General features: G+C 47.4%; 15 protein-coding genes and 1 pseudogene. 11 read left to right on the top strand and 5 right to left on the bottom strand.

Going from position 1 to position 23,971, the window contains the following annotated elements:
• The first annotated feature begins 12 nt into the window (after nt 1-12).
• Nucleotides 13-1,017: a DNA polymerase III subunit delta gene (holA, locus tag C1H71_RS11105; protein WP_130106604.1), complete on the top strand. Its 1,005-nt coding sequence runs from the start codon at nt 13-15 to the stop codon at nt 1,015-1,017.
• 136 nt (nt 1,018-1,153) lie between these two features.
• Nucleotides 1,154-2,608, top strand: a complete 1,455-nt coding sequence (rng, locus tag C1H71_RS11100) for a ribonuclease G (RefSeq protein ID WP_130106603.1) — start codon at nt 1,154-1,156, stop codon at nt 2,606-2,608.
• A gap of 72 nt (nt 2,609-2,680) precedes the next feature.
• Here the strand turns inward: rng and C1H71_RS11095 are convergent, their stop codons facing one another.
• Nucleotides 2,681-4,339: a DUF6311 domain-containing protein gene (locus C1H71_RS11095; protein ID WP_130106602.1), complete on the bottom strand. Its 1,659-nt coding sequence runs from the start codon at nt 4,337-4,339 to the stop codon at nt 2,681-2,683.
• Between the two features lie 873 nt (nt 4,340-5,212).
• Between C1H71_RS11095 and C1H71_RS11090 the strand changes: the two genes are divergently transcribed.
• From C1H71_RS11090 to C1H71_RS11065, 6 genes are all read left to right on the top strand, one after another.
• Entirely contained in the window at nt 5,213-5,821 is a 609-nt protein-coding gene (locus C1H71_RS11090) for a hypothetical protein (protein WP_130106601.1), read from the top strand.
• Between the two features lie 21 nt (nt 5,822-5,842).
• Nucleotides 5,843-7,561, top strand: a complete 1,719-nt coding sequence (locus C1H71_RS11085) for a type I secretion system permease/ATPase (RefSeq protein ID WP_130106600.1) — start codon at nt 5,843-5,845, stop codon at nt 7,559-7,561.
• Between the two features lie 160 nt (nt 7,562-7,721).
• A complete protein-coding gene (locus tag C1H71_RS11080) occupies nt 7,722-9,065 on the top strand; it encodes an HlyD family type I secretion periplasmic adaptor subunit (protein WP_130106599.1) in 1,344 nt (447 codons plus the stop codon).
• A 10-nt stretch (nt 9,066-9,075) separates the two neighbouring features.
• A complete protein-coding gene (locus tag C1H71_RS11075; RefSeq protein ID WP_188053208.1) occupies nt 9,076-10,404 on the top strand; it encodes a TolC family outer membrane protein in 1,329 nt (442 codons plus the stop codon).
• Nucleotides 10,405-10,477: 73 nt separating this feature from the next.
• Entirely contained in the window at nt 10,478-12,595 is a 2,118-nt protein-coding gene (locus tag C1H71_RS11070; protein WP_130106597.1) for an O-linked N-acetylglucosamine transferase family protein, read from the top strand.
• Nucleotides 12,596-12,810: 215 nt separating this feature from the next.
• Nucleotides 12,811-14,337, top strand: a complete 1,527-nt coding sequence (locus C1H71_RS11065) for a class I SAM-dependent methyltransferase (protein WP_130106596.1) — start codon at nt 12,811-12,813, stop codon at nt 14,335-14,337.
• Between the two features lie 313 nt (nt 14,338-14,650).
• On the opposite strand, the gene C1H71_RS11060 is transcribed toward C1H71_RS11065, so the two are convergent.
• The 3 genes from C1H71_RS11060 to C1H71_RS11050 all read right to left on the bottom strand — a co-directional run bounded on the left by C1H71_RS11060 (nt 14,651) and on the right by C1H71_RS11050 (nt 17,947).
• Nucleotides 14,651-15,235, bottom strand: coding sequence for a glycoside hydrolase family 19 protein (locus tag C1H71_RS11060; protein WP_130106595.1), 585 nt, complete (start codon nt 15,233-15,235; stop codon nt 14,651-14,653).
• A gap of 178 nt (nt 15,236-15,413) precedes the next feature.
• A complete protein-coding gene (locus C1H71_RS11055) occupies nt 15,414-17,099 on the bottom strand; it encodes a beta strand repeat-containing protein (RefSeq protein ID WP_130106594.1) in 1,686 nt (561 codons plus the stop codon).
• Nucleotides 17,096-17,947 (bottom strand): DUF4214 domain-containing protein, encoded by an 852-nt coding sequence (locus C1H71_RS11050; RefSeq protein ID WP_130106593.1) that lies wholly within the window; start codon nt 17,945-17,947, stop codon nt 17,096-17,098. The genes C1H71_RS11055 and C1H71_RS11050 overlap by 4 nt, the downstream gene beginning before the upstream one ends.
• A gap of 565 nt (nt 17,948-18,512) precedes the next feature.
• Here C1H71_RS11050 and nagZ point away from each other — a divergent pair.
• From nagZ to C1H71_RS21035, 3 genes and pseudogenes are all read left to right on the top strand, one after another.
• Entirely contained in the window at nt 18,513-19,994 is a 1,482-nt protein-coding gene (gene nagZ, locus C1H71_RS11045; protein ID WP_223145851.1) for a beta-N-acetylhexosaminidase, read from the top strand.
• 677 nt (nt 19,995-20,671) lie between these two features.
• On the top strand, nt 20,672-21,283 hold the full coding sequence (locus tag C1H71_RS11040) for a PEP-CTERM sorting domain-containing protein (protein ID WP_130106592.1): 612 nt from the start codon (nt 20,672-20,674) through the stop codon (nt 21,281-21,283).
• Nucleotides 21,284-22,020: 737 nt separating this feature from the next.
• Nucleotides 22,021-22,406 (top strand): annotated as a pseudogene (locus C1H71_RS21035) (DUF5610 domain-containing protein).
• Nucleotides 22,407-22,448: 42 nt separating this feature from the next.
• Here C1H71_RS21035 and gltX read toward each other — a convergent pair.
• On the bottom strand, nt 22,449-23,834 hold the full coding sequence (gltX, locus tag C1H71_RS11030; RefSeq protein WP_130106591.1) for a glutamate--tRNA ligase: 1,386 nt from the start codon (nt 23,832-23,834) through the stop codon (nt 22,449-22,451).
• Nucleotides 23,835-23,971: the final 137 nt, after the last annotated feature.

Here is a 23,971-nt window from a genome sequence, read left to right as displayed (position 1 = left end):
TGAGGATAAAAGATGCGTCCTGACGACTTGCCGCGCCAGCTCAGCAAGGGGCTATCCGCACTCTATACCCTGCACGGGGACGAAAGCCTGCTGCTGCTAGAGGCCGTGCAGCAAATCAGAGATGCCGCCAAAAAAACAGGCTACATCGAGCGTGAAGTGCTCACGGTGGAAACAGGCTTTGCTTGGTCTTCACTCGAAATGCAGGGCAATTCGTTTTCGCTTTTTTCCGACAAAAAAATAATCGAGCTACGCATCCTCACTGGCAAGCCAGGCACCGATGGTGGCAAAGCCATTGAAGCCTATTGCAGTAATTTACCGCCCGACACCATCACCATTGTCACCAGCCCAAAACTAGATAAAACCGGCCAAAACAGCAAATGGTTTCAAGCGCTATCTGCCAAAGGCGAGGTACTTGAAGCCAAGAACATTGAGCACCGCCAGCTACCCGAATGGATAGCCCAGCGCTTAGCCCGCCAGCAGCAAAAACTCGCCCCCGAAGCACTGCAATTTTTAGCCGATCGAGTTGAGGGCAATTTACTGGCGGCGTTTCAAGAAATACAAAAACTCGCCCTGCTGCATCCAGCAGGTGAAATCAGCCTTGAAGACCTGCAAACCTCGGTGGCCAATGTGGCACGCTACGATGTATTTCAGCTTGGTGCGGCGCTCTTAACAGGAGACGCCACCCGCTTTGCCCGCATGTTGGCAGGCCTGCGCGCCGAAGGCGAGGCACCGCATTTGGTACTATGGTCGCTAGCGGAAGAAATCCGTACCCTATACCGGCTAGGGCTGGGTAAACAGCGCGGCACGCCGTCTGCACAATTATTTAAAGAGTTACGTATCTGGGGCGAAAAACAAAAGTTAGTCGAGCCCGCACTTGCCCGAGTCAAAGCCGCCCAGCTCAAAGCCGCCCTTGCCCAAGCCGCCCTTATCGATCAAATGAATAAGGGCGTGGCCAAAGGCGAGGTTTGGGATGAGTTAATGAATATGTGCTTACCTTTACTAAAGAAAAAAACTTAAGGTGTAATGACCACTTTGCAAACGACGGTTTTTTTCCACGTAGCGAAGCACGGAGCAGCAATACCGAAGACGAAAAGCTATAAAACACACGCAAATCCCATGCCGATACTCAAATAAATAAAAACCGAGACTCCCAATGAAAGAGCAAATCCTCATCAACATCACCCCACAAGAAACCCGCGTGGCCACCGTTGAAGATGGTGTGGTTCAAGATATTCATATTGAGCGATCCGCTCACTGTGGCTTGGTGGGAAATATTTATTTGGGCGTGGTGAAACGCGTCTTGCCTGGTATGCAAAGCGCCTTTATTGAAATCGGTTTAGAGCGTGCCGCTTTTTTGCATATTGCCGATGTGATCGAGCAGCGCCAAAACCCCAATGAGCCGCAGCGTATCGAGCGCATCGTGCACGAAGGCCAGCCAGTACTCGTGCAAGTAGCCAAAGACCCCATCGGCACAAAGGGCGCTCGGCTCTCTACCCAAATCAGTATTGCTGGGCGCTTTTTGGTGTTTCTACCACAAGAAAAACACATCGGCATTAGCCAACGTATCGACAAAGATGGCGAACGCAATCAGCTACGCAAACGGCTTGAATCACTACTCAGCCAATCCGCGCATCAGGGTTATATTATCCGCACCTCAGCCGAGCATGCCACGGATGAGGAGCTCACAGCTGACATCAATTATCTCGATAAAATCTGGGCCGATATCCAGCAAAAATCAGTCACTTTGCCCGCCAGATCACTGTTATTTCAAGACTTATCCCTGCAATTACGCGTACTGCGCGATATGGTTAACACCGAAACCGAAGAAGTTCTCGTAGATTCACGCGAAAACTTCGCCAAAATGAGCGAGTTTGCAGCCTCCTTTGTTTCTGATGTTTTACCCAGAGTAAAACACTATTCAGGCGATAGGCCGCTATTTGAATTATTCGCCGTAGAAGCAGAAATCGAGCACGCCATGGTGCGCCGAGTCGATCTAAAATTTGGTGGCTATTTAATCATCGATCAAACCGAAGCCATGACCACGGTGGATGTGAATACCGGCGGCTTTGTGGGTACGCGCTCATTTGACGACACCATTTTTAAAACCAATCTTGAAGCAACCCAAGTGATCGCCCGCCAGCTGCGCTTACGTAATCTGGGCGGCATTATTATTGTCGATTTTATTGATATGGATAACGAAGGCCACAAACTCGCCGTGATGGACGAGCTAAAAAAAGCCATGAGCCGTGATAGAACCAAGGTAACCATCAGCCCATTTACCAGCCTAGGCCTCGTTGAAATCACCCGCAAACGCACCCGCGAATCGCTAGCCCATGTGCTCTGCCAAACTTGTCCCACCTGCCAAGGACGCGGCGAAATCAAAACAGCGCAGACCATCTGCTACGAAATCCTGCGAGAAATCCTACGTGAGGAGCGGCAATTTAGCGCCAAAGAATATCGCATCCTCGCCTCACAAAGCGTGATCGATATGTTCCTAGACGAAGAATCCGCCAACCTTGCCCAGCTGGCCGATTTCATCCAAAAACCCATCTATTTGCAGGTAGAAAGCGCCTACAACCAAGAAATATTTGATGTGGTGTTGGTGTAAACCAAGAAAACCCCGCCCCAATGAAACCCGCGTACTTTCCAGCATCGCTCGCGGGTTTCACCTGCCCTACAACTAGCTCCCTGTTTTAATCATCCACAGCGTATCTTTATATTGCGTATGCAATACATCTTGGCCAGGGCAGGCCTTTGCCTCAAAGCGGCGCAGTATATATAAAACGCTGGGGTTTAAATCGCAGCGTTTTATTTTTTCCAACTGTGGGACATTAATTTTGGCAAAAAACTCAGGTGAAGGATTCCTTGCGTAATAGCCGGTATTAATCGGAATACCTGCACGTAAAGCCTCCCATGAATAAGCTTGATAATCATCCACATAATCAGCAGGAAGCAGCACAATACTTTTTGCATGACTAATCATGGTTTTAAATGCTTGATTACTCTTTAAATGATCAATATGAACATTAGAATAATCATGATTTCTTGCCCGCAAGCTGCGGTGCCAAGCAGATAAATCACCTATTTGCAAAATAGCAACTAAAAGTAGAATACCGACTTGGCTTCGAGTAGAAAAATTTTTAGATAAAATAAACCCAGCTAAAATCACCAATAAGTAAAACATCGGCCAGATAAGCCGCCCACTTGCGCGCACCATGCCCAACCAGGCCGCCATTTGTGGTGGAATGTCATAAATCAAAAACTGATCGTAAAGTGAAACATGATTGCTTAAAGCAATTAATGACAACAAGAAACAAACCCCCGCCATTGGTAAAGCCCAGAGCAAAGAGACTCTGCGTATCAACAAGCTAAAAAAAGTAATATTAAGCAGAACAATCAAGCCTAACCCCAAATAAGCCTGCCCCTCGTACTGCCCAGCAATTGCCGAAGAAAAACCGGAAAAAAAGCCTGATAAGGACTTACTAGATTCCATATTCAAAAACCAAGCAGACGATGCAGGGTTAATAAATGTAAGTAATGAGGCGGGATAAGAACCATATTCCGAAGTTAAGCTCGATTTAATCGGCAATACAAAATAACCAACCGCATACATTAGCCCCAGCACCACACTCATCGTTAAAATAATGGACAGCAATTGCTTTAGCAGCTGCTGCCATTTTAATTGTTTGCTATGGATAAAATACTGAATATGCGCAGCTACAAAAAAAGGGGCGCACAAAACAAATAAATAAAAATGAATCAACACAGTCAAAACCAATAATGCTGCCCATTTAAAATAAGGAAAGTGGCTTCCTTTTAAACCACCATCTAATAACAAATACATTGCATATAAAAAAGTCCAATGTGCGGTAAGCGATTCATGACCATGCCCGCCAATACCACGGATCGTCATAACGGTAGAAGAAACCAACAGCAAAGCAATTATTAAACTAACAAAGGTGCTACTCATTAATTTTTTTAAAATCAATACCAGCACGCCGCCTGTCAGCATATAGTTAATCATAACAGCCAAGCCCAAAAATTGAACAGGAGCACTCAATGGTGGCAATAAAAATTTTAAAACAATAGATAATAAGGGAATAGAATCAGTAAAAACAATTGACCCGCCAATTTCACTACCAAAATGAGGATTTAGCCCTAAAGGCCAGCGCCAGATATCATTTTTAAAAAAGGCCCAGCCAATAAAATGCTGATAAGAATCCCCCCCTTTTAAGATCCACTGCACATTATGTGGGTCGATTATTTTTAAGCCATAAAAATAAAGGGCAATGAGCAATCCCAATAGGCAGCCCAAGATAAAATCCGTTTTTTTGACCATATGCCCATCCATGTCTAAAACGTCATTACATACAAACAAATTAAGCAAAAGATATTTTAACGAAAGAAATTGACAGCACAAGCATCATCGATAATTTGTGGAGCTTTATCTACAAACCCAAACAAACCAGTAACAATCAGCCAGACTTCACCCCGTATGCATGATAAAAGCGATCCATGTGCATCTATTTCAGCCTATGCCTATCGAGCCAAAACTCGGCGGCTTACATCCTAATCCTATCAACTTAAGCGAAATGTTTTTCGTAGGGCAGGTGAAACTCGCCGAGCTTTGCTGAAACACTGAAAACGGCGGGTTGCACCCCATATGCGCTAACCACAGTCAAAAAGATCTTTTTAGTGCCTTCGGCACGTTGATTTTGGGGCGGTTAGCCACCGCAGGGGCCTTCCTTTCTTGAACGGCCAAGAAACGAAGCCAAAGAAGGCCGCCCCACGAAACACGAAATCCCCTGCGCTGCGGACAATCGAGTCGGCGGCAGGCGGGATTGGCTCGCTGCCTCGCTCCCTTGCCGAAACCCCGCCCCGCTTGTTCCTCGCTCCGGCGTGTTTCAAGGGGACTTTAAGCCCCATGCAAAGAGCGTGGTTGTTATGCTTTTTCGCTGTTTGCTAATGAAAAACAATTTGGTTAGCGCCTATCGAGTTGCACTCGCCCTACGATGATTCAATGTTTGTCATTGCGTGGCAACGACATGATATTTAGCTAAGTTGATAGGATTGGGTTACATCCTCCCTTCGACCACACCTGCGGCCTTTGCCTTAGTAGATCTTACATCCGCCATTCATCAATCCGACAAACGTAGGCAAAAACTTCATATAGGCATTTCATATAGGAGAAATCTTTCCTAGAGTGATGATTATGCCCATCACATACTCCATCCCTCTTTTAACAACGGATCTGCAGCAGCAAAGGCTACAGGCGCTACAGGCTGAGTTTTGTAATGGTTGTAATTTAGTAGCCCCCATTGCGCAGGAGCACCGCTGCTGGCACCGCGTTACCTTACATCATTTAGCTTACCGAGCATTGCGTGAGCAGCTGCCTAATTTAGGCGCGCAAATGGCGTGTAATGCCATTTATGCCGTTTGCCGAGCTTATCGCACTTTGTATGAGCACCCTCTCAGCAAATGGAAGAATCTACCCGCAGAATCGCCCTTGCCTAAATTGTTTTTCTTGCCCTCTGCCCCCGTTTATTTCGACCGCCATACCTTAAGTATTAAAGACAATATTTTGTCGATGTTTACGCTAGAGGGGCGATTGCGCTTTCAATTGCAACTCCCCCCAGAGGTGATTGGCAGTTTTAGCTCGCAACGTTTAAGAGAAATTATCCTTATCAATAGCCATTCCCATTATTTGCTTAATTTTATTTTTTTAAATTTAGATGAAGTAGCGCAATCCAACGCTCAGGACGAATGGCCAGAGTATTTACTGACCCTAGAATCCCCCCAAACTAATACAGAAAATATGTAACCTTTTTTAAAAGGAAATAACATGAAAAAGCAAATGCAGCCCCGCTCTGAACTGGCGATTGTATTACATAGCTTACGCCAGCATTTTTGGGTAGCAGGGTTATTTAGTTTCTTTATTAATTTGCTGATGCTGGTTCCTTCCATTTATATGCTGCAAGTTTACGACCGAGTATTAGCCAGCAGAAATGAAACCACTTTAGTGATGATTACGGTCATTACGCTGGGCTTGTATGCCTTAATGTCTTTATTAGAAATGGTGCGCTCAAGGCTATTGGTGCGGATCAGTAGCAAATTAGATTCACAACTCAATGCGCGAGTATTTACCGCTGCTTTTGAGCGTAATTTAAGAGCAGGTAATAGTGATGCGGGGCTAGCATTGGCTGATTTAAATAATATTCGCCAATTTTTAACCGGCCAAGGTTTATTTGCATTTTTTGATGCGCCTTGGGCTCCTATTTATTTAGCCGTATTATTTATGCTCGGCTCTTTATTGGGCTGGCTAGCCGTAGTGGGTGCGGTGCTTTTGACAGGGCTTGCCTATATCACCGAATTAGTCAGCAAAAAACCCATAGCCGAAGCAGGCACCCACTCCAATTTAGCCACTCGCTTTGCTAATAATAATTTACGCAACGCCGAAGTCATTGAAGCGATGGGCATGCTCGATGGATTAATGCAGCGCTGGTATAAACACCACGGTAAATTCCTCGCCTTGCAAGGTGAAGCCAGCGATAAAGCCGGTGGTATTTCAGCGATTACCAAATTCACCCGTATTAGTTTGCAATCTTTGATTTTAGGCGCGGGGGCCTTGCTGGTGATTGAAGGCTCTACCACGCCTGGCGCGATGATAGCCGGCTCTATTTTAATGGGCCGCGCCTTAGCGCCAATTGAATTAGCGATTGGTACTTGGAAACAATTTATTAGCGTGCGCTCGGCTTACTCGCGCTTGCAAGAGCTGATCGCCACCTTCCCTGCTCGCCCTGTAGGCATGAGCCTGCCCCGCCCTAGCGGCCAGCTTTTAGTTGATAACGTATCGGCCATGATCCCCGGCACGCAAAATATGGTAATCAATGGTATGAATTTTGGCATGGCTGCTGGGCAGATTTTAGGCATAGTCGGACCAAGCGCCAGCGGTAAATCATCCTTAGCCCGCTTAATTGTTGGGATTTGGCCAACTGTTATGGGCAAAGTGCGACTAGATGGCGTGGATGTTTACACTTGGAATAAAGCCGAACTTGGCCCGCATATGGGCTATCTGCCACAAGATGTTGAGTTGTTTTCCGGCACCATCGCCGAAAACATCGCCCGCTTTGGCGAAATAGACAGCGAAAAGGTCGTCGCTGCAGCGCAAATGGCCGATGTACACGAAATGATTTTGCGCCTGCCCAAAGGCTACGACACCGCGATTGGTGAAGGCGGCTCAGGATTATCTGGCGGCCAACGCCAGCGCATCGGCCTAGCCCGCGCCCTCTACGGCAACCCTAGCCTGATTGTGCTGGACGAACCCAACGCCAATCTGGACGAGCTGGGCGAGCGCGCCTTGGTGCAAGGCATCATCAAGGCCAAAGAAGCCGGTGCCACCATCGTACTGATTACCCACCGCACCCATGTGCTGGCCGTGGTCGATTTATTACTAGTGATGAATGAGGGCACCTTGCGCTATTACGGCCCACGCGATCAAGTTTTAGCTGCGCTCAACCCGCCACCAGCCGTTGCTCCGGCAATGGCAGAGCAACAATCTTAAAGGATGGCGAGTTAATCATCGTAGGGAGGGTGCAACCCGCCAGATTTATGTCTCAAAAGTTTATAAACGGCGGGTAAGCACCCGACCTGCAAAAACGACCAGTCAACAGTCTTAGCGCGGGTGCAACCCGCCAAAAACCCACATCAATGAGGGCTGCAACATGTTAAAGCTTGCCAAACAAATATCTCCCGAGCCGGTATTAGATGTCGATAACTCGCTCACCGACACACGCTCCGTTACTCGGCTAGGTCTGTTTATTCTTTTATTTGGCCTCGGAGGTTTTCTCCTCTGGGCCGCTCTTGCCCCGCTAGACGAAGGCGTGCCCACCAATGGTGTGGTTAGCGTAGAGAGTAAACGCAAAGCCATTCAGCATTTACAGGGTGGCATGATTAACAAAATACTGGTTAAAGAAGGCGCAGAAGTAGCCGCCAATCAACCCTTGATCTTGCTCGATCAAACGCAAATTAATGCGGTTTTATCCACCGTACAAAATAATTACTGGCAAACACAGGCGCTGGCTGACCGGCTCAATGCCGAGCTAAATCACCAGTCAAAAATCAGCTTTAACACAAAAATGCTCCAAGAAAGCAATCCCCAAGCCAAAGCGATTATGGAAACGCAAAGCCAATTATTGACCACCCGCCGCACCGCACTGATGAACGAAGGCAATATTCTGCAACAAACCATTGCCGGTATTAACGAGCAAATCAACGGCCTACGTGCACTAGAAGCTGGGCGTAAGCAGCAGATTAAATTGCTAGAAAAAGACATCGCAGGCCTACGTGATTTAGTCGCCGATGGCTTCGCACCACGCACCCGCCTATTTGAAATGGAGCGCTTATTTGCCCAAGTTTCTGGGGAATATGGCGAAGGGCTTAGCCGTATCGAACAAGCCAGTCGGCAAAAAGGCGAGCTTAGCCTGCGGATTTTGCAACGCACGCAAGAATTCAATAAAGAAGTAGAAACCCAATACAGCCAAATTCAAGGTGATTTAAACCGCTGGCGCAATGAAATTAAAGCGCGCGAAGAAGACCTATCACGCACTGTATTACGCTCCCCAGCCTCTGGGCATGTGGTTGGGCTGAATGTACACACCGTGGGCGGCATCATCCGCCCGGGTGAAACGCTGATGGAAATCGTGCCAGAAAACGACGAGCTGGTGGTCGAAATCCAGCTCCCCCCCCATTTAATCGACAAAGTACATCCCGGCCTGCTGGCAGATATTCGCTTCTCCTCGCTTGGAAATAAAGGCACGCCGCCCATTTTAGAAGGCGAGCTAAGCAGTATTTCTGCCGACCGAATTGTGGACCCACGCGGCAATGCTTATTTCAGCGCCAAAGTCGTCGTTACCAAAAATGGCCTAGCCGAGCTAAGCCGTAAAAAACTCGCCATCCTGCCCGGCATGTCGACTGAAGTGGTGATCAAAACCGGCGAGCGCAGCCTACTCGACTATATCGTTCGCCCTCTACTCAACCGCCTTGCCTTTGCGTTTACAGAGAAATAAGGAGATGACGATGCAAGTAAAACTGGCCCTTATCCCCCTCCTGCTCCTCAGTGCGGCCCAAGGCGCAGACTTAGCCAATCTCTACCCAAAGGCAGTACAAAACGACAGCCGTTTTGCAATTGCCAAGGCGCAGAATTTAGCCTCACAAGAAATTGTCCCCATCGCCAGAGCGGCGTTGCTGCCCAATCTATCGCTATCCGCGCAGGGCAGCCGTGAATGGGTGAATACTGAATTTGATGTGGGGGAAGGCGCAAAAGAGCAAACCATTAGCAAAGATTATTTATTTAATGGCCAAACTTACGCAGCCACCCTCACCCAGCCCCTATTTAGAATGGCCGCTTGGGATAATCTATCGCAAGCCGAGTTTCAGCAAAAAGAAGCGAATCACGCGCTTGATCGCAGCCAACAAGAGCTGATCTTACGGCTGGCTCAGCAATACCTTGATGTGCAGCTGGCTTTTGACAAACTACAACTCTTGGGCGAGCAAAAAAAGGCCTATCAAGAGCAAAAAACCCAAGCCAGTAAATGGTTTGCAGCCGGCTATGGCACCATCACCGATATCAACGAAGCACAGAACCGCCTTGATTTTGTTGATGCCGATATCCTTTCTGCCGAAGCCGCGCACAGCAGCAAGCTACATGAACTCAGCGTCACCGTCGGCGAGCCAATGAGCAAGCTAGCCCACCGCAAACCCACCGATATGCAGGCCGATTTACACCTACGCTACCCCCTAGCCGAGTGGCTGAGTCAGGCAAAACAAAACAACCCCATCCTATTCGAGCGCCAAGCCTCCGTTGACGCCGCCCAATTAGAAATCAGCAAAAATATCGACCAACACCTGCCCACCGTCGATCTGCGCCTGCGCAGCAGCTATGAAGACAGCCCCAGCTACAGCACCGTCGATAACTTAATCAAATCCAACTCCATTATGGTTTACGCCAGCATCCCAATTTTTTCTGGCGGCGAAATCAATGCCCGCAGCAAACGCGCCGTTGCTCTACACACCGCCGCTAGCGAAGATCAGCGCAATACATTGCAGCAAGTTGAGCTAGGCCTGCGCCAACAATATTTGGATTTAAGCTCCAGCTCAGCGCAAATCAAAGCCCTGCAAGAAGCCGTGCGCTCCGGCGATGTACTGATCCAATCCACCCGCAAAGGCATTCAATCTGGAGTGCGCAGCAATGTGGATTTGCTCAACGCCCAAAGCCGATTTTTTGAAGCCCAACAAAAACACACCGCAGCCCAATACACCTACCTAAGCGGCTATATCCGCCTAAAGTTTTATGCCGGCACCTTACAAGAAAACGATTTGCAGGCGGTGGATCAGGTGTTGCGTTGAGTACCAGCCCTCTCCTCAAAAAGGAGCAAAAAGAACGCCCCTCCCTATAAAAGAGGAAGCTTAGGGAAAACAAATGATTGAACAAGCCCAAGCACTAGCACTAGCAAGCAGCGGTCAATTTACCGAGCTAATTACACTGTGCCACACCCTGATTGCCGCACCCGATGCACCAATTAATCAACTATTAGACGTAGGCGTGTTGCTCTATAACTCAGGCTTTTTATCGGCCGCAGAAAACTGCTTTGAACGAGCCAAGGCCCAAGATCCAGCCGATCTTCGAGCCGAAGTTAATTTAGCCAATCTGGCGCGAGATAGAGGCCAGCACACTAAATCACGCCATATGTACGCAGGCTTACTCTTACGCCTGCCTAATCATCCCGCCATACGCCGCAATCTTTTAATCGGCTTGGAATACGATCCACAGGTTTCGGCGGCAGAACGCCTAGCCAAGGCCAAAGATTGGGGAAAATGGGCCATCGCAGGAAACGAGCGCCCTAGGCCGCCCTGCCCAGACCTAAAAAATCGCCAACTGAGAGTAGGCTATATTTCTGCCGATTTTTGCCAGCATACCGTCGGCATTCTGGTGCATAAAGTTTTAGCTGCTCATCAAAAAACCCAGCCCTTTGCCTATAGTGCTGGCCCTATTCATGATGAAATCACCGATGTAATACGCCAAACCTGCCAATTTAGAAACATTGCCAAGCTAAGCGATCTTGAGCTAGCTCGTTTAATTCAAGAAGATCAAATTGATGTACTGGTCGATTTATCTGGCCATACAGCAGGCTCGCGCCTCAAGGTTTTTGCCCTACGCCCCGCCCCAGTACAAATTAGCTGGCTGGGCTATTTTGCCAGCACTGGTCTGCCCTATATCGACGCCGTCTATTTAGATAGCGATCATGCACCACTAGGCACTGACGCCCTATTCACCGAAAAAATCATCCATTTAGCCAAGGGCCGTTTTTGCTATAGCCCCATGCCCTTTGCCCCAGCAAACGTAGCCCCACCGCCTTGCTTTGAAAATGGCTATATCAGCTTTGGCAGCTTTAATAACACCGCCAAATACAATGCCGAAGTTTTCGATTGTTGGGCCAAAATTTTACTTGCTGTGCCGCACAGCCACCTTATTTTGAAATGGCGTAATTACAACGATGAAGCATTGCAAGCCGCAACACGACAAGCCTTTGCCGATCTCGGAGTCAACCCCGATCGAATTCACTTACGCGGCCCCAGCTTTCATAGCGACTTACTCAAGCAATACGCCGATATCGATATTGCCCTCGATCCCTTCCCCTTTTCTGGCGGGCTCACCAGTTGCGAAGCACTTTGGATGGGTGTGCCGCTGATTACCCTCGCACAAGATCGCGTCGTCAGCAGGCAGGGCTTAGCCATTGCAAATACGATAGGCCACCCAGAATGGGTAGCACTAAACAGCGATCAATATATCCAAATCGCCATCACGCTCGCCAATAATCCCGAACAACTTGGCCAATTGCGCCAAAGCCTACGCCAACAGATGCGGCCCCTCACCGATGTTGCGGGCTTTACCCAAGCGCTAGAACAACAGTTGATTCTTAGCTATCAGCAGGCCAGTAATATGGATAAAACAGTTTTGCATGTTGGCGCAGGTTATAGGCAGAGCGGGGCAACGCTGCCACCGGCCCTGCAATCATGGCAGGAGCTACGCCTCGATATCGACCCAGCTACCAAGCCAGATATTATCGGCTCCATGCTGGATATGAGCGGCGTCCCCACCGCCAGTGTCGACGCCATTTACTCCGCCCACAATATCGAACACGTTTACGCCCACGAAGTCCCACTTGTGCTGGCCGAATTTCTGCGGGTACTCAAAAACGACGGCTTTTTACTGATTACCTGCCCAGATCTACAAAGCGTATGCGCCCTTGTTGCCAACGATCAGCTTGGCGAAGCCGCTTATCAATCACCCGCAGGCCCCATCAGCCCTCTCGATATTTTATACGGCTATCGCCCAGCCCTAGCAGCTGGGCAAATCTATATGGCGCACAAAACGGGCTTTACCGAAAAAACGCTAGTTGCCGCCTTACAGGCGAATGGTTTTAGCAGCATCGCCAGTAAACGCCGCAAAGCAGGCTTTGATCTATGGGCCATCGCCTGCAAAACCCCTATCGACGAAAGCACCTTACGAGAACTCGCCAACAAAACACTCCCTTAAGGATGTGACTCGAAATAACTTCCCGAAATAAACCCGTCATTCCCGAATGATTTTATCGAGAATCCAGCCGCGTAGCTGGATTCCCGCCAAAGGCTCGCGGGAATGACGACTGTTTAAAAATCGGGAAGTTAATGTGAGCAGTATCCTAAGCAGCCCCTCACCCTTAGGAGCAAAGGCCGCAACCATTTTTTCACCCCTCAAAAAAGGCAGCAAATATGAGCGACTGGACAGCAGGATATATTGCAGATATTGCCTACACCTACGGCTATTACACCGAGCTTAATCCGCTACGGCTAAAGTTGGCGTTTTTAAATGCGGGCTTAGCCTGCCCAGAAATAGCTAATGCGTGTGAATTAGGATTTGGCCAAGGAATGAGCGCCAATTTGCATGCCGCCGCCAGTATCACGCAATGGCACGGCACCGATTTCAACCCATCGCAAGCAGGCTTTGCCCAGGAATTAGCCAGCATATCAGGCGCAGGGGCAAGATTATTTGATGAGGCCTTTGCCGACTTTGCCGCCCGCAGTGATTTACCCGAATTTGATTATATTGGCCTGCATGGCATTTGGAGCTGGATATCGGATGAAAACCGTAGAGTGATTGTGGAATTTATTCGCCGCAAATTAAAAGTAGGTGGGGTTTTATATATTAGCTATAACACTCAGCCCGGCTGGGCCAGCTTTGCGCCAATAAGGCATTTAATGACCGAGCACGCCGAGATTATTGGCGCAGAAGGCAATGGTATTGTCAGCCGAATTAATGGCGCACTCGATTTCACCGAAAAACTACTTGCCACCCAGCCGATGTATGCGCGGGCTAATCCGCAAATAGCGGATCGAATACAAAAAGCAAAAGAGCAAAATCGCCATTATCTAGCGCATGAATACTTTAATCGCGATTGGCTGCCCATGCACTTTGCCAGCATGGCCGAATGGCTAAAGCCTGCCAAGCTTAGCTATGCCTGCTCTGCGCATTATATGGATCATATTGATGTCATTAATTTAACAGCTGAGCAGCAACAATTTCTGGCAGAAATTCCCGATACGCAGTTTCGCGAAACCACGCGTGATTTTATGGTGAATCAGCAATTTCGCCGTGATTACTGGGTACGTGGCCCGCGCACACTCAGCCCCCTTGCCCAAGCTGAGCAGCTACGCCAACTGCGCGTGCTACTGATTCAGCCCCGCAGCGATGTATCGCTCAAAGTAAACGGCAACCTTGGCGAAGCCACCTTACAAGATAGCACTTACACGCCCATTTTAGATGCCATGAGCGATCACCAAATCATCAGCCTAGGCAAGCTAGAACAAGCCACCAACCTGCCCTTTGCACAAATTTTTCAAGCCATTATTGTGCTCACCGGCGCAGGCAGCGTTGCACTGGCACAAGAAGACACGCACATCGCCAAAGCCAAAAAAAGCTGTGAAAAGATCAATCACTACCTATGCCAGCAATCGCGTGGCAGCAGCGATATCAACTACCTAGCCAGCCCCGTATCCGGCGGCGGTATTGTAGTTGGCCGCTTTCAACAACTCTTTTTATTAGCCCGCAGCCAAGGCAAAAAACACCCCGCAGAAATGGCGCAATTCGCATGGCAAATCCTCGCCACGCAAAATCAAAAGCTGGTTAAGGAAGGTATCACCATAGAAAGTAGCGAGGACAATATCGCCGAATTAACGCAACAAGCGCAGCTATTTTGCGATAAGCAAATCGGCATATTAAAAGCATTGGGGATTGTTTAAAAAACAGGGTTTGCGTTGGGCGGGTGCAAGCCAATCCTATCAACTTAGGATGTGGCTCAAAATAAATTCCGAAAAGGCACACTCATTTTGATTGTCATTCCCGAGTGTTTCTGTCGGGAATCCATTGGCTCTGCTGGATCCCCGACAGAAACACTCGGGGATGACGAACATATCAACTTGGAAAATAAATGTGAACCAAGTCCTTAAGCGAAACGTTTTTCCTAACAGCCTGTCAGATTTAGACGGTCGAAGCGAAAAATCGCATGGTCGAGACCAGATTTGGCCGGATTTGCAGCGCCAATAATATGGAGGCTTATTTTAAAACCCGCTGTGCAAGCGCATAAAAGCGCTTTCTTTCCTCAATGCCATTGTAACCACCATTAATGGTCAAGCTAATAAACTCCACGGGCGACACGTCTAATACCTTGCCGCGATATTTTTTCTTTAATATATCTATATCGGCATGATTAGCTACATCGTTTAAATTTTTATTGGCCCAATATTCGCAAGCGCTCCAAACCGCGTATTCGGCTTGCTCCAAATATTCTGGGTGATTGATAAATAAATCTCGGTGGCCTTTTTTAATGCCCAATTGCAAATAATTAGCTCGCCCCGTAGTTTGGAATATCCCCCGCCCTTTAAAACGTATCCCATCCCCCGCCTTGCGATTGCCTAAATCCGCCCTGCCCTCATACGCCGCGCCCGTGGCATATTCTTTAAATGTTTTAAAGTAATCACTTTCATGGCAAGCCTGCGCTAAAAAATGCGCGTATTCCTGTGGGCTATCAATTTCATATTGTGGGCAAAGTTTATTGATCCACAGTACCAAATCAGGCATCAGCTTAGATTCCTTACCCGCAATGGCTGCTAAATGCTGAGTGCTAATCACGATAGCCATCTTCCCTCTCCTAGAAATAGAGAGTTTCTTTATAAGCCACGTTACGCCCTAAAAATAAAAACCCCGCATCCATAACAGATGCGGGGTTGGGGGTAATACAAGAGGCTCACAAACAGACGTTTAAAGCATCGATTAAATCGAGCCTGCCCCTTTGGGCCGGTACTTTTAGGTCAAACGACTAAATCACCCAAACAGTAGAAGCAGCAGACGCTGTAGTTGATAGAGCCGTTACACCGGTTACCCCAACCAAGTTAACTACGATATCAGTACCTGCTAAATATCCAGCAACTGCGTCGCCATTTTCAACTAAATAGGTATTTCCACCATGCTCAAATGCAGTGGTGCGATATTGCGTTGCACCACCATAAGCAGCTTCGGTAGCAATCGCAATTTTAGTTGCCAAAGTCGCTGCTGCTGCCCCCGTACCCGTAAAGGTAAAGATACCTGTTGCAGATAATGCGGCAGTGACCGTTGCATCAGCAGCAGAAGCTGCTGCGGCAACTGCCGCCCCAATGGAGGCCGTATTAATCACATCAACTTTATCACCAACCAATACGGTGGCCGAATTAGTAAAGCCAGTGATGCTTAAGTTAGGTAGCGCTAAAGTACCACCAGTTGCACCTGCAGCAGCATTGGCAACTGCAATGACATCAGCTTTCGCAGTAGATGCCGCTAAATTAACGGAGAATACTTGGCTCCCACCAGTGATCGTGTTGATTCCTGAACCACCAGTTAAAGAGAAACCATTCGTAATTGCTCCCGTAGCATCCAAAGTCAAATTACCCGTTGCGGTGCTGGCATTAATGTTGTAATTAGTTTGTAAAGCAACGGCACCTAATGTAGTTACCACCACGTTACCTGCCCCAGAAATATTGAGGTTAGTTAACGCGAGAGCATTAGCTAAGGTTGTGATTGTTGTATTATCAGTCGCCACTAAATTCAAGACTTCTACACCAGCGATAACTGGAGCTGTCAATGTAATAGTATTCACTGCCGCCAGCTCATCACTCACCGTCAACTTCAGCGTATCAATTTGACCAGGAGTCAGTGCATTTTTTACGGTAAGGGTATCAGTACTACTCGCCAATACAGTCACATTGCCCGCAGTCGCAGCATTAATATTGGTGACGGTTGAACTACCTGTTAGACGTAATCCGGTCAGCGTATTAGCAGCCGCTAGATTATCCAGATCTAATGTAGAACCACCCGTACCAATAGAAACAACCTCAAACCCTGTGTACTTAGCCCCCAAAGCGACAGATGCGATATGACCATCAGCAGCTAAAGTCAATCGGTCCCCCGTACCTGCCCCTGCAGCGACAGAGCCTGTAGTTAAAACAGCACCCGTTGTAATGAAATCATCACCCGCCCCACCTGTAACTACAATCGCTACATTAGTGCTTAATACAGCCCCAACACCGCCAGCCGTTAAACCTGATGCATTAATAGTAGCTACCGTCGCATTTTCGATCGTACCTAATGTAACGGCAGCAGAAGCAAGAGCCGTTGCTGTTCCTGCATTATTAACCGCAGCCCCTGCAACAGTAATCGTCGAAGCTGTGCCGGTAAAGCCAGTGATATTGCCTGTGGTTAAAGCGGTTGTTGCATTAACAGTAAGAGCAGTATTTGCTGTACCAGATAAGGCAATTGCACCCACTGTATTAGCAGCACCAGTAGAGTTAATCGTATTGGATGTAATACCAGCCCCTGTTTCAGCTAATGCTCCAGCCGTTGTTCCACCTGAAATATTGATGACGCCCGCAGCGACAGTTGCACCATAAGTAAAATTTAAAGCTCCGTTTGTCACTGCGCCATTACCCGCAACACCAACTGCTTGCCCCGCAGTAAGCCCAGTTAAGGTCACCGCATCAGTCGAACGATCAGAAACAAAAGAAGTGGCACCCGCGAAGTTCCCCCAACGATTGCTTGAGCATTGCCCGACACACTACGGAAATTAATCACTTCAACGGCTGAAGTTGATGCACCAGATACTCCATTGGCAGCTAAAACATCAATCGTTAAATTAAGTGTATCTGTGCCCGCTCCACCATTAATTGTATCCGCAGCATTAAATGTAGGATTCGTCGTTGCAGCTGTGGCAAGGAAAGTATCAGCACCAGCAGTGCCGGTAATCGAATCAGTTGCAGTTGTAAGAGTAAATGTTGATCCCGTTGTAACAGTAGGAACGACTAAAGCCCTCGCCTGTGTAATAACCTCCGTAGTCGAAGCCGCCTGATTTGCCGTCGTTACCGTCGCCAAGAAAGTACGGGCAGCCACCGCAGAAGCATCACCCACATACTTCAAAATACCAGTGTTATCAGATACGGCAGTTGTGTAAGCAGCAGCCACAGCCAACTTAGAGTTTAAGGTGCTTAAATCCGTACCCACTGCGCCATTTAAAACGGCCACGGCCATCGTGCCCGTGGTTAGGCGGCCAGCATTGATTTCATTGATATAAAATTGCAAACCCACGGTTTCTGCCGCGCGGCCAAACGATGCCAAGTAAACAGCGTTGATTTGTGCGGCTAAGGCTTGCGAGCCATACAATGTTACCGATTCTGCGGAGGTAGCGAATGCGCTGGCAATAGCCGATGCACCGCCTTCTTTATCAAATTTTTCCGCCCAAAATTGCTGCCCAGCGTAGTCGGCTGGACGTTGATAGTAAGCGACATAGAGTTTTTGCACGAATGCTAATGCTGCTGCAGTTGCCATTTTACGTACTCCAAAAAGTTTATGTAAGCTATTGTCCAGCTTCTCGCCAGGGCTTTTACATAATGGATCGGCCTCTCGACAAATGCATTGTTCTCCTCCCCTAAATTTAAAAATGTGATAGCAATCACAAAATGAAACTTAGCCTTGCTGCAAAGGGCAAACGGTGGTTGTCATTATTTTATAAAATCTTAACTCTTTGTTTTTATTAATTATTAACAAATAAGAATTTAATGATATTAATAAAACAACTTGATTTAAGACCAAAAATAGCAACACCCGAGCCAATTACACCTAGTTTAATAAGGTGTAAGCAGACTTGACCAAACCTTACATATATGATTTTTAATAGAAATAGTGAAATCAATGGCGCATCGTCGTACGCCAAGACTTGTCTTCAAGCGCTCTTGCCGTTTCATCTACCCTTGATTACAGCTTTGCCCAGCTTGTCAAATCACAAAGCCACATAGGACTTAAGCTACTTGGCGTTTTACAATAAGCAAATTACTTATCAATTTAGCCGCTTGCTTTTGCAAAGCTTTCACTCGATCCCTATTGGAGCCATACCATGCATGCTGCAGATCTATTACAGTCGCTCACCCTTAGCCAAAAAGTGGCGCAAATGTTTATGGTGGGTTTTGATGGCTTTGTACCTAATACGCATATTGAAACAATGCTTAAACAACAGCAGATTGGCGGCGTTATTTTATTTAGGCGCAATGTGGCAAATACAGAGCAAGTAGCCGCTTTAAATTTACAGTTGCAGCAAATCAATGCCCGCTTTAGCCCCGTGCCACTATTAATAGGTATTGATCAAGAAGGCGGGATGGTGATGCGAATTGAAGATGGCGTCACACCACTGCCATCAGCAATGGCTTTTAAAAATACCGCTAGCGTGGCCGATTGTGCGGCACTCACCCAAATTGGCAATGCGGAGCTTAAATCGCTAGGCATTAATATTAATTTTGCGCCGGTATTGGATATTAATAACAATCGGCAAAACCCTGTGATTGGCGTGCGTGCCTATGGCGAAACCGCCAACGAAGTTTGCCAGTTTGCCCTAGCCGCATTAAGCGGTATGCAAGCAGCAGGTATGGCGGCCACCGGCAAGCATTTTCCTGGGCATGGCGATACCGCGATGGACTCACACGTGGGCATGCCGGTGGTGGCACACGATAGGCCACGTTTAGATGCGGTAGAGCTAGCGCCATTTTGTGCGGCATTTAATGCGGGGCTAGATGCCTTGATGACGGCTCATGTGGCTTTTCCTGCCATTGAGCCAGATTTATCTATCCCTGCCACACTTTCCCACGCGGTGCTCAATGGCTTATTAAGAAAAGAACTAGGCTTTAAAGGCGTAGTAATTACCGATTGCTTAGAAATGGATGCCATTGCCAAAGGCGTGGGTACGGTGGCAGCAGCGGTGCAAGCCGTTAGGGCAGGCGCAGATATTGTGCTGATTTCGCACACGCCAAGCACACAAACCGCCGCCTTAGCCGCCGTGCAAGCTGCAGTTGAAGCGGGCGAAATTGATATTGCCCAGATCGATGCATCGGTACTGCGTATTTTGGCTTTAAAACAGCAATATCAGATGCAAAACTGGGCAAGTTTAGTGCCCTCTTTACAAGCGGCCAGCAGCATGGCGCTATCGCAACGCGTACACCAAGCCGCCATTACTGGCAGCACTCAACCATTAGATAAAAATAAGCCGGTGCATTTAATCAGCGCTGAAGTGCGTGCGCATACAGAAATAGATGAAGTGGCTCTAGGCAAAACGCCAGAAGCGCGCAACTCGCTAGCACAGCCTTTAACCGAGCTAGGTTTTACGGTTAGCGAGCAGTGGATTGCGCTAAGACCCGACTCAGCAGAGCTTGATACAGCCCTCACGCAAGCGGCCCTTGCACCGCAAATTATTTTTGTTTCATATAACGCAACGCTTAACCCAGAGCAGCAAGCCTTGATTGCCGCTTTGCCACAAGAAAAGCTCTGGCTGATCGCAGGGCGGTTACCTTATGACTTAGATTTAGTCCCCAAGCGGCAGGCCGATTAAGCTGCTGCGCCAACCGCCCTGCTGCTTTGCAGGCCATTGCGGAAAAATTAGCCGGAAAATAAGCCCGTACATCAGCATTCATTCTATAAAGGCCCAGCATTTTAATAAAAATGCTGGGCCTTACAAATTTAGCATAAGAGTACTTCTTGAGGGCGTGATGCGCCCAAGATATAGCAACTAGGGTCTGTAATAACACTGCTGAACTTATTGTGGGGCAATGCCTTGTTGCTATGCCACTGCGCAACTTCAATTAATCCATAAATTATCAAATAATTTAAGTGTGAAACAACTCACGCTACAACATTTTTGGCTGATACCAATAATTCTTGCCATAAAAAGTAAAAACCCTTTCATTTCACATAATTACCCCCAAGAAACCTACCTTTAGAGCTACATCACACTCAACATCCACACAAAAAATCCACGTACTAATTGATTGTATGTACATCGATGATGTTGTACTAGGTAATGCCTCTTTTTTCCTTATATCTCGCTAATACCAGATAAAAAACACACAAGTAATCACACATTGAAATGACATCGCATTCTAGGTACAAAGACAAACAAATAAAGATACATAGGAGGCTTTTATTTACTTAGCCAATAAAAAAACTCTTCTAGTATTTAATCATTAAATGACCATTTCAAAAAATACTTAATTTTAAATTGGAGAAAAAATGAACATGCTAAAAAAAACAGTCGCTATTGCTCTATTTTCAATATTAAGTAGTGCTTCATATGCAAAAAATGCTTATGTTGATCAATTTATTAGCTTTACTAATGGTGCAGGTGTAGATAAAAGCGCCAGCGCTCAAGGCGGCTTTAATAGCGCTTATCCGGTATCTGTAAACCCAACTATCGCCACTGGTGCCCCCGTAACTGGTGAATGGGTTTCTTTGCCTCAAGACTATATGGCCACCTACGGATTTAATGGACAGCAAGCCACTGGCACTATCAGTATTTTCAGTATTGCCAATGGCGCAAATGAAGTAGCCAGTGTATTTGGCCGCTTAAATAGCGCCTCAGCGTGGAGCCTAATCGGCACAGTAACGGAAGGCGGCGGCTTAGGGCTAGGGCCACAGGCATCGTTTCTAACTTTAACCAGTGCAATTAGCCAAATTATGGTTAAAAGCCATGGCAGTGCAGGTGCATCACCAGGATTTGACTTAATGGGCATTCAAGGCACAGGAATGGTTGCAGTACCCGTGCCTGGGCCAGAAACCTATGCCTTAATGGGTTTAGGCTTAATTGCGGTGTTTGCCCACCGCCGTAAAGCCGCAAATGCATAATTTGCATTCTAAGCCAGAAAAAAACTCTATATCCAGAGTGCTCTAGTATCAATAGAAAAAGGCCATTAAATGGCCTTTTTTATTTTTAAAACGCAAAGCTCACATACCAAGATAGCGATCTGACTGATGATTAATAGCAATCGCTAAGTTCAAGGCAAATGCGCCAAGTACAGAAATAAACAGCTGCTTATGATCAACCACGCCAAAGCCTACGCATAAGATAAAATATAAATCGGTAACTTAATCAAAAATTGCACCGTGCCATATGGCCAACGCGCAATATAGTGAAGCAAAAATGCTAACTGTAGCCTCACCGGTAAGTAACCTTTGAAAGCCTTCAAGAATGGTGTGAGAGTGCTGTGGCTAAGACATTCGAAACCGATAGAAAGAAAAGCAGGCGCGCAGCATAGCCATGGATGTTATGGGGGTAAACGGAAGTAAGTCGCAGAGAACTTTCGCCGTTAATCAGTCATGCCAGACTAATGCTGAAGTTATCCATGATGACTACCGATAAACTGGCATATCTGTAATGCAGAACTTTGATAGGGAGTTTTATCGTGATTAACTCTGTTTCGCAAACAAATGCCGCAAGCAATGCTACCGTTGTAAAAGACAGTAACGACACCAAAGATGTAGAAAAAAAGCCAGCCCCTACCGAAGCCAGCATTCGCGCTCAAACCAATCAGCAAATTTTGCAAGCGTCTTTACAGGTATCGATCAGCAGCGGTGATAAGCCAATGCAACTGCTCTTTCGAAATGCCATTGATAAAATTAATGATGCACTAAAACCTGAGTTTGGCGATGACGCAATTAAAAATGCAATGAGCCAAGATAATTCCCCGAAGGCACTGCAGGGCGAATTGTTGCGCTTTCCACCGGGTTTTATGAAGCATTTGCCAAGCAAAGACCTGGGCAAGACCCCGATAAAATAGCCGCAGAATTTACCAAGGTGATTCGTGGCGGCGTAGAAGAAGGCTTTAAACAGGCCAAAGATATTCTTAAAAGCTTACAAGTGCTCGATGGAACCATTGCCAGTAATGTGGACAAAACCTATGAGTTAGTACAAAAAGGGTTGGATGATTTCTTAGCAAGTAAAACCAAAAAACCAGAGCAAGCCACTTAGAACCGCATTTAGGGCACGGCTTACCGTGCCCTTACCAATTGATTAGCCCAATCGCTTCAAGACTTCAGCCCTACCAAGCAATGCCAATACGGCATCTACCGAAGGGGTATGCGTAGTACCGCATACTTTGGCGCGTAGAGGCATACCTACTTGGCCCATTTTTACACCCTGCGATTTGCAAAACTCTTTTATAAAGGTAGAAATGCTGGCGGTATCCCACACTTCCAAGCTAGCAATTTCAGCAGCAAATGCGGCAAGACGTGCCAAATCATCTGCGCCTAAATGCTTAGCAACAATCTCATCCGAAGGGGTGAGTGGCTGATAAAAGTACGTGGCTTCTGTGGCCAGCTCTACAATAGTTTGTACTCGCTCTTTAAGCAGCGCCACTACATCTGCCAAGGCGGGCCCAGAGGTCAGATCGATCCCTTTTTCATCCAAGAACGGCTTAGCCAGATCTGCAAGGCGAGCGGTATCGGCGGCCTTAATATGCTGGGCATTCAGCCACAGCAGTTTTTCTTTATCAAAGCGGCTTGGGCTAGCCGATACATCTTTTAGATCAAACCATTCTACAAACTGCGCCATAGTAAACAACTCATCGTCACCGTGGCCCCAGCCTAAACGCGCTAAATAATTAAGCAGTGCTTCGGGTAAATAACCCGCGCTAGCGTAATCGACCACGCTCACCGCATCGCGGCGCTTAGATAGTTTCTGGCCCTGATCGTTATGAATCATTGGCAGGTGGGCAAACTGCGGCAGCGGCGCGCCTAGTGCGTTAAAAATATGAATCTGACGCGGCGTGTTGTTGACATGATCGTCACCGCGAATCACTTGGGTAATGCCCATATCCCAATCATCCACCACCACGCAAAAATTATACGTTGGGGTGCCATCTGGGCGAGCGATAATTAAATCGTCTAGCTCAATATTGCCGATCTCAATCCGGCCCTTCACTAAATCATCCCAAGCCACTACGCCATCTAGCGGCGTTTTAAAACGTAAAACGGGCTGCACACCCGCTGGTGGTGTTGGCAATGTTTTGCCTACTTCTGGTCTCCAACGGCGGTCGTACTTGGCTTTTAAACCCAATGCTTCTTGATCGGCACGCATAGCATCGAGCTCTTCTTTAGACATATAGCAATGATAAGCATGGCCACTGGCTAAGAGCTGCTGCACCGCTTCTTTGTAGCGATCCATACGCTGCATTTGGTAAAATGGGCCTTCATCGTAATCAATGCCTACCCAGTGCATGCCATCCAAAATCGCTTTCACGGATTCTGGCGTAGAGCGTTCTAAATCGGTGTCTTCAATCCGCAGCACAAAAGCGCCACCGTTTTTGCGTGCGTGCGCCCAAGAAAACAGCGCGGTGCGCACACCACCAATATGTAACAAGCCCGTAGGACTAGGGGCAAAACGAGTACGTACAGTCATGACAGCTACCAAGAGAATAGAGCGAGGAAGGGGATATTGTAGCCGCTAGGCGCAAAGCCGCCTACCGAGCACATCAGGCTGGCCACACAAAAGCCGAAAAAATCACGTATAAGCTGTGATTTTTGGCAAAAAAGCAC

Source organism: Iodobacter fluviatilis, from assembly GCF_004194535.1.
GTDB lineage: Bacteria > Pseudomonadota > Gammaproteobacteria > Burkholderiales > Chitinibacteraceae > Iodobacter > Iodobacter fluviatilis_A.
Note: the sequence above shows the minus strand (reverse complement) of the source record. Positions and strands in the feature narration are given on the sequence as shown.

Bases quoted from the DNA above. Each gene is read 5' to 3' on its own strand.
- holA (WP_130106604.1), top strand. From the start codon at position 13: ATGCGTCCTGACGACTTGCCGCGCCAGCTCAGCAAGGGGCTATCCGCA.
- rng (WP_130106603.1), top strand. From the start codon at position 1,154: ATGAAAGAGCAAATCCTCATCAACATCACCCCACAAGAAACCCGCGTG.
- C1H71_RS11095 (WP_130106602.1), bottom strand. From the start codon at position 4,339: ATGGTCAAAAAAACGGATTTTATCTTGGGCTGCCTATTGGGATTGCTC.
- C1H71_RS11090 (WP_130106601.1), top strand. From the start codon at position 5,213: ATGCCCATCACATACTCCATCCCTCTTTTAACAACGGATCTGCAGCAG.
- C1H71_RS11085 (WP_130106600.1), top strand. From the start codon at position 5,843: ATGAAAAAGCAAATGCAGCCCCGCTCTGAACTGGCGATTGTATTACAT.
- C1H71_RS11080 (WP_130106599.1), top strand. From the start codon at position 7,722: ATGTTAAAGCTTGCCAAACAAATATCTCCCGAGCCGGTATTAGATGTC.
- C1H71_RS11075 (WP_188053208.1), top strand. From the start codon at position 9,076: ATGCAAGTAAAACTGGCCCTTATCCCCCTCCTGCTCCTCAGTGCGGCC.
- C1H71_RS11070 (WP_130106597.1), top strand. From the start codon at position 10,478: ATGATTGAACAAGCCCAAGCACTAGCACTAGCAAGCAGCGGTCAATTT.
- C1H71_RS11065 (WP_130106596.1), top strand. From the start codon at position 12,811: ATGAGCGACTGGACAGCAGGATATATTGCAGATATTGCCTACACCTAC.
- C1H71_RS11060 (WP_130106595.1), bottom strand. From the start codon at position 15,235: ATGGCTATCGTGATTAGCACTCAGCATTTAGCAGCCATTGCGGGTAAG.
- C1H71_RS11050 (WP_130106593.1), bottom strand. From the start codon at position 17,947: ATGGCAACTGCAGCAGCATTAGCATTCGTGCAAAAACTCTATGTCGCT.
- nagZ (WP_223145851.1), top strand. From the start codon at position 18,513: ATGCATGCTGCAGATCTATTACAGTCGCTCACCCTTAGCCAAAAAGTG.
- C1H71_RS11040 (WP_130106592.1), top strand. From the start codon at position 20,672: ATGAACATGCTAAAAAAAACAGTCGCTATTGCTCTATTTTCAATATTA.
- gltX (WP_130106591.1), bottom strand. From the start codon at position 23,834: ATGACTGTACGTACTCGTTTTGCCCCTAGTCCTACGGGCTTGTTACAT.